Source organism: Paenarthrobacter sp. NPDC057981 (genome assembly GCF_042886835.1).
Lineage (GTDB): Bacteria > Actinomycetota > Actinomycetes > Actinomycetales > Micrococcaceae > Arthrobacter.
On sequence record NZ_JBHVQI010000007.1, the window covers coordinates 142,694 to 147,060 of the forward strand.

Consider the following 4,367-nt stretch of genomic DNA (forward strand, 5'->3'; position numbering starts at 1 on the left):
GGGCTGGACGGCGGCAACGTCAACTACAGCCTGGCCCGACTCCAAAATGATGGCCGCTTCCTGACCGACTTTGCACAGTTGTGGTCCACCGTCCGCAGCTGGGATTTCCTCGCTTTTGACGTCCGGGACGGGAGATACGCGACGGTGCAAGAGGCCATGGACGATCAATTCGCCACCTACGGCATACCCGTCCGCCTTCGGGAACAGCTCGTTGGTTCCGGCCCCGCAACCGGCACTCCGTGACCGCCCCTACTCCAGGCACAAGAAATTGATCATGGAATTCATCGACGCCCACTCTGTGGTGATCTTCGGGGTACTGCTGGTTCATCTCATCGGCGTGATAGTCGTCGCCGTTTCGGCCGTTGTTCTGGTGGCTGCGCTGTTCGTCGTCGTCCTGGCCGTGCATGCCTGCAGAAGCGTGTGGTTTGCCCATCATGCAGGCAGGCAACGACGTAGCCGTCACGATCTGGCCGCGCAGCGGCTCTAAAAGGCGATACCCGGCACACTCATTGGGGGAGTTTGCCGGGTATTGCTGTCTTCCCGGGCCGCCGGAACAATTGCTTAAACTTTTTCTCCGATTGTGTAAGAAACGCCGCTTCCCGGGACACTAAAGGGTTGACTCATCACATCGCACTAGCCCGGGGGAACAGAACAAGGATGTTGGCTACCAGAGAGCAGGAACTGATTGCTCTTCACGCTGAACACTTCAGCCGCATCTACCAGTACATCGCGTACCGGATCAATGACCGCGAACGGGCCGAGGAATTGGCCAATGACGTATTTCGCATCGTCTGGGAAAAACAACCACCGGAGCCGCCCGGTGTCGGATGGCTGATAGCTACGGCCAGGAATGTGCTCGGCAACGAATACAAAGGGCGGAGCCGTCGCGATCAACTTATGCAGCGTCTGGCTGAAGAAGCCCGGGTCCAGGCCGTCACCACCGATGACGATGAGCAGCAGGCCAGCGTTGCGGAGATCCTTTCCAGGCTCAAGGACCGCGATCGGGAAATCCTGATGCTCTCTTACTGGGATGAGCTGACCACCGCAGAACTGGCCGAAAGCCTTGGATGCACAGCCTCCGCTGCCGCGGTCAGGCTCCACCGGGCCCGTAAAGCCTTTGCGAAAGCCGCACCACAAAACCTCATGACAGAACGGGAAGTCTAACCATGGACCGCATCGAACAACTCATGAAAAGCGCAAAACCAAACGTCCCCGAACCCGGCACCACCCCCGGTGTCCTGCCGGGCCGCTCGCACGTCTTCTCTGATGATCCCAACGTCGTTTCCCTCGCCGAGCGCAAATCCCGCCGGACCGGCTGGGCAGCGACGGCGGGCGTCGTCCTGGCCGCTGCGGCCGTCGTCGGTGCAGTCGTTGTAGCAGACAACCTGGTTCCGCAATCGACGCCGGCACCAGCCACCACCGATACCCCCAGCATCACGGCTACACCCACGCCGTCGCCCACCGCGTCGGCAACGGTTACGCCGTCCGCGACGGCGAGTCCCACGCCGACTTCCACCCCAACGGAGACGCCGGTGTGGAGCGCTGAGCCAACCCCGACCACGGTCATCACCCCACCCCCGCCACCGGCCACGGTACCGCCAACCACCGCGCCCGCCGGCCCCGCCGCAGGCGCATGCGTACCGGCCAATATCGACATCCAGCGGAACGACCAAGTCCGGGCCATCAAACCCATCCCGGCCAATGAGCAGCAGTACTACACCGTCCTGGGATGCGCTGAAGGCTGGCTCGCATACGCCATCTCAGACGACGGGATCAGAGCGATCGGCCTCGACGGCGGCAACGCCTGGTACAACATAGCCACCCTCCAGGCCAACGGCCGGTATCTGACTGAGTTCGGTCAAGTGTGGACCAGCGTCCACAACTGGGACTTCCTGGCCTACTCCGTCCAGAACGGAGAATTCGCGACCGTGCAGGAAGCCATGGACAACGAATTCGCCACTAAGGGCATCCCCGTCCGGCTCAGGACCCAGCTTGTCGGCCCCGGCCCGGCGGCTGCGGCGACAACAGGCACTCCCTGAGTGCCCTTGAGCCGTCCAGTTAGTGGTGCTCATCCTGAGTCGCGGAACCAAACGCAATCTGCTCCGTGCGGGCAATGCCCCTTTCGATGGCTGCCTTGTCGATGCCCAGCAGGGTAGTGAGCCACATGCCGTTTTGCACGACGACAACATCGTCCGCACGATCCTTGCATTCTTGGGGGGAGAGGCCGGGAACGGCGTTCCCGATCAATGCCGCAAGCCCCTGGAGGTATCGGTCAAAGGCTGCGGCGTTGATCTCAGCGAATTCCTCATTTGCCTGCGCCAGGGCCCACAAATGGAGGCGAAGGGAGAGGTAGCTCGTGGTCAGGAGGTCAGGGTCGGCCACCCGCCGGAGGGACTCCCGGAGTCGTTCTTCGGGACCCATGGAGGGGGACGGCTCCACCAGCAGGAGGTCATGTTCCTCGATCTGGTGCAGCACCGCGCGGATCAGGCTGGGCTTGTCTTCGTAGTAGTAGTTCACAAGTCCCAGGGCCACGCCAGCTTCACGGGCCACGGCGCGCATATTGATGCCCGAGATGCCGTGGCGGGACAGAAGTTCCAGGGCCGCTTCAAGGATGCGTGTTTGCCTGTCAGCCTGTTCGCCGGACTTAACGGTGCTTGTACCCATTCGGCCAGACTATTGCCAAACCAGGGTCAGCGCATCTTGACCGCCTGGAGGTTTCGTTCCGCGTAGATCCTCAGGGCATCCCGCACAAAAGTGGCCCCTGATTCCCCGCCGTAATTCGCGGCGAATCGTGGGTCCGCCACGTACATGTCGGCGAGTCCCGTGACGTAACCTTTGACGTCTCCGCCAGGTGCCGCCGTCGGGGTTCCCGGGATGCCGCGGAGCCACTCGACGTGACGTTTCGCGAGGTCCTGCGCTTCGGCGCTGTCAGGGGCGGCGCCGGATTCTGCGGCCGCGGTCCAGTCGGCACCCAGCTTCTGGACGCGTTCCTTCCATTGCTGCTTTTCTTCGGCGCTCATGCCGCGCCACCAGGAGTCGCCGGCTGCGTAGGCGTCCTTGCCCCAGCGCTCCTCGACTTCGTCCTTGTACTGCGTGTGGTCGAAGCCATCGAACATGTCCTGTGCCATGTACTTTCCATCCCCTTGCATTGTGTCGATTGTTTGCCGAACGGAGGCGATTTGCCGGGCCAGCCGGTCCTGCTCAGTGGCGAGCCACTCCAGGTGGCCCTGCAGGGCTTTGACGGTGTCGGTCTCGCGGTGGAGCACCTCGGCGATGGCTGGCAGGCCAAGCCCCAGTTCGCGGAGCAGGAGGATGCGCTGGAGCTGAACCAACGCCGGACCGTCATAGTAGCGGTAGCCGTTATGGCCGGTCCGGCTCGGTGTGAGCAGCCCGATGTCGTCATAGTGACGCAGCGTGCGGCTGGTGGTTCCCGCGATCCTTGCGATTTCCTGGATTGACCAGTCCATCTTTCCTCCGTCCCCTTGCTTGTTCTTCGACAGTAAAGGTTGACGTTACGTCAAGGTCAAGGGGAGCGTGGGGGCCATTAATCGGCCAGGATCAGGTAGAGCGCGCGACGTGTTTCGTCGAGCTTCTCGATGGCGGCCCGGCGTTGTTCGTCGGTTGCCGCGCCACGGAACTGGTGGATCACGCCCATCAGTTTGCCGATGCTTTGGTGGAATTCCTGCATGTTCCCGTCGGCTTCGGTGTTCCAGGCATTGGCAAGTTCTTCCTCGTGTTCGGCGACATAGGCCCGGCCATCGTCCGTGAGGGTGAATTCGGTCCGCCGTCCCTCTCCTACGGCTGTGATGAGTTCTTCGTCAACCAGTTGCTGCAGGGTGGGGTAAACGGATCCGGGGCTGGGTCGCCATGCGCCGGAGGTCTTCTCGGCGATGGTCTTGATCAGTCCATAGCCGTTCGAAGGAGCTTCGGCGAGGAGCGAGAGGATCGCCGCACGGACGTCGCCGCGGTTGCGCCGCGGACCGCCAGGGCCGAAGCCGCGGGGGCCGAATCCGCCAGGACCAAAGCCGCCGGGGCCGAATCCCGGGCCGAAGCCTGGGCCTCGGCCCGGTCCGAACCCGCCATGTCCGCCGGGACCACGCCGGCCTTTGCCTCGGTTGAAGCGGCCGTGAGCGTGGGGTCCTTCACCGTGCTCCGGGAAGGGGTGTTCTTCGTGATTGTGGATGCCTTTCATAACAGCATCGTCCTTTCGATAGATATCACCGAAGGATTATCGGCGATACTTAACGATATATCGGTGACTATCGAAGCGTCAAGGGCTCGTGAACGAGCGTTTGGTGGAAGGTTGGGGGATGTGAGTGAGGGTTAAAGCACGACGGCGGGTGCGGACTTATCGCTCAGTCCGCACC

The 4,367-nt window shown here is 62.4% G+C and carries 7 protein-coding genes; 4 read left to right on the forward strand and 3 right to left on the reverse strand.

From position 1 onward, the window contains the following. The 4 genes from ACFVSI_RS09665 to ACFVSI_RS09680 all read left to right on the forward strand — a co-directional run. On the forward strand, positions 1-243 hold a 243-nt coding region (locus tag ACFVSI_RS09665; RefSeq protein WP_387822454.1), incomplete at its 5' end, for a hypothetical protein. A gap of 31 nt (positions 244-274) precedes the next feature. Beyond that, positions 275-487 carry a hypothetical protein gene (locus ACFVSI_RS09670; protein ID WP_387822457.1) on the forward strand — a complete coding sequence of 71 codons (213 nt, stop codon included), beginning with the start codon at positions 275-277 and terminating at the stop codon, positions 485-487. A 170-nt stretch (positions 488-657) separates the two neighbouring features. Further along, a complete protein-coding gene (locus tag ACFVSI_RS09675) occupies positions 658-1,164 on the forward strand; it encodes an RNA polymerase sigma factor (RefSeq protein ID WP_387822459.1) in 507 nt (168 codons plus the stop codon). A gap of 2 nt (positions 1,165-1,166) precedes the next feature. Beyond that, complete coding sequence (locus ACFVSI_RS09680) at positions 1,167-2,039, forward strand: hypothetical protein (RefSeq protein ID WP_387822461.1); 873 nt, start codon at positions 1,167-1,169, stop codon at positions 2,037-2,039. A 19-nt stretch (positions 2,040-2,058) separates the two neighbouring features. Here the strand turns inward: ACFVSI_RS09680 and ACFVSI_RS09685 are convergent, their stop codons facing one another. From ACFVSI_RS09685 to ACFVSI_RS09695, 3 genes are all read right to left on the reverse strand, one after another. Continuing rightward, positions 2,059-2,664, reverse strand: a complete 606-nt coding sequence (locus ACFVSI_RS09685; protein ID WP_387822464.1) for a TetR/AcrR family transcriptional regulator — start codon at positions 2,662-2,664, stop codon at positions 2,059-2,061. 26 nt (positions 2,665-2,690) lie between these two features. Further along, positions 2,691-3,467, reverse strand: a complete 777-nt coding sequence (locus tag ACFVSI_RS09690) for a MerR family transcriptional regulator (RefSeq protein ID WP_387822467.1) — start codon at positions 3,465-3,467, stop codon at positions 2,691-2,693. A gap of 77 nt (positions 3,468-3,544) precedes the next feature. After that, positions 3,545-4,192, reverse strand: coding sequence for a PadR family transcriptional regulator (locus ACFVSI_RS09695; RefSeq protein ID WP_387822470.1), 648 nt, complete (start codon positions 4,190-4,192; stop codon positions 3,545-3,547). Between the last annotated feature and the right edge of the window lie 175 nt (positions 4,193-4,367).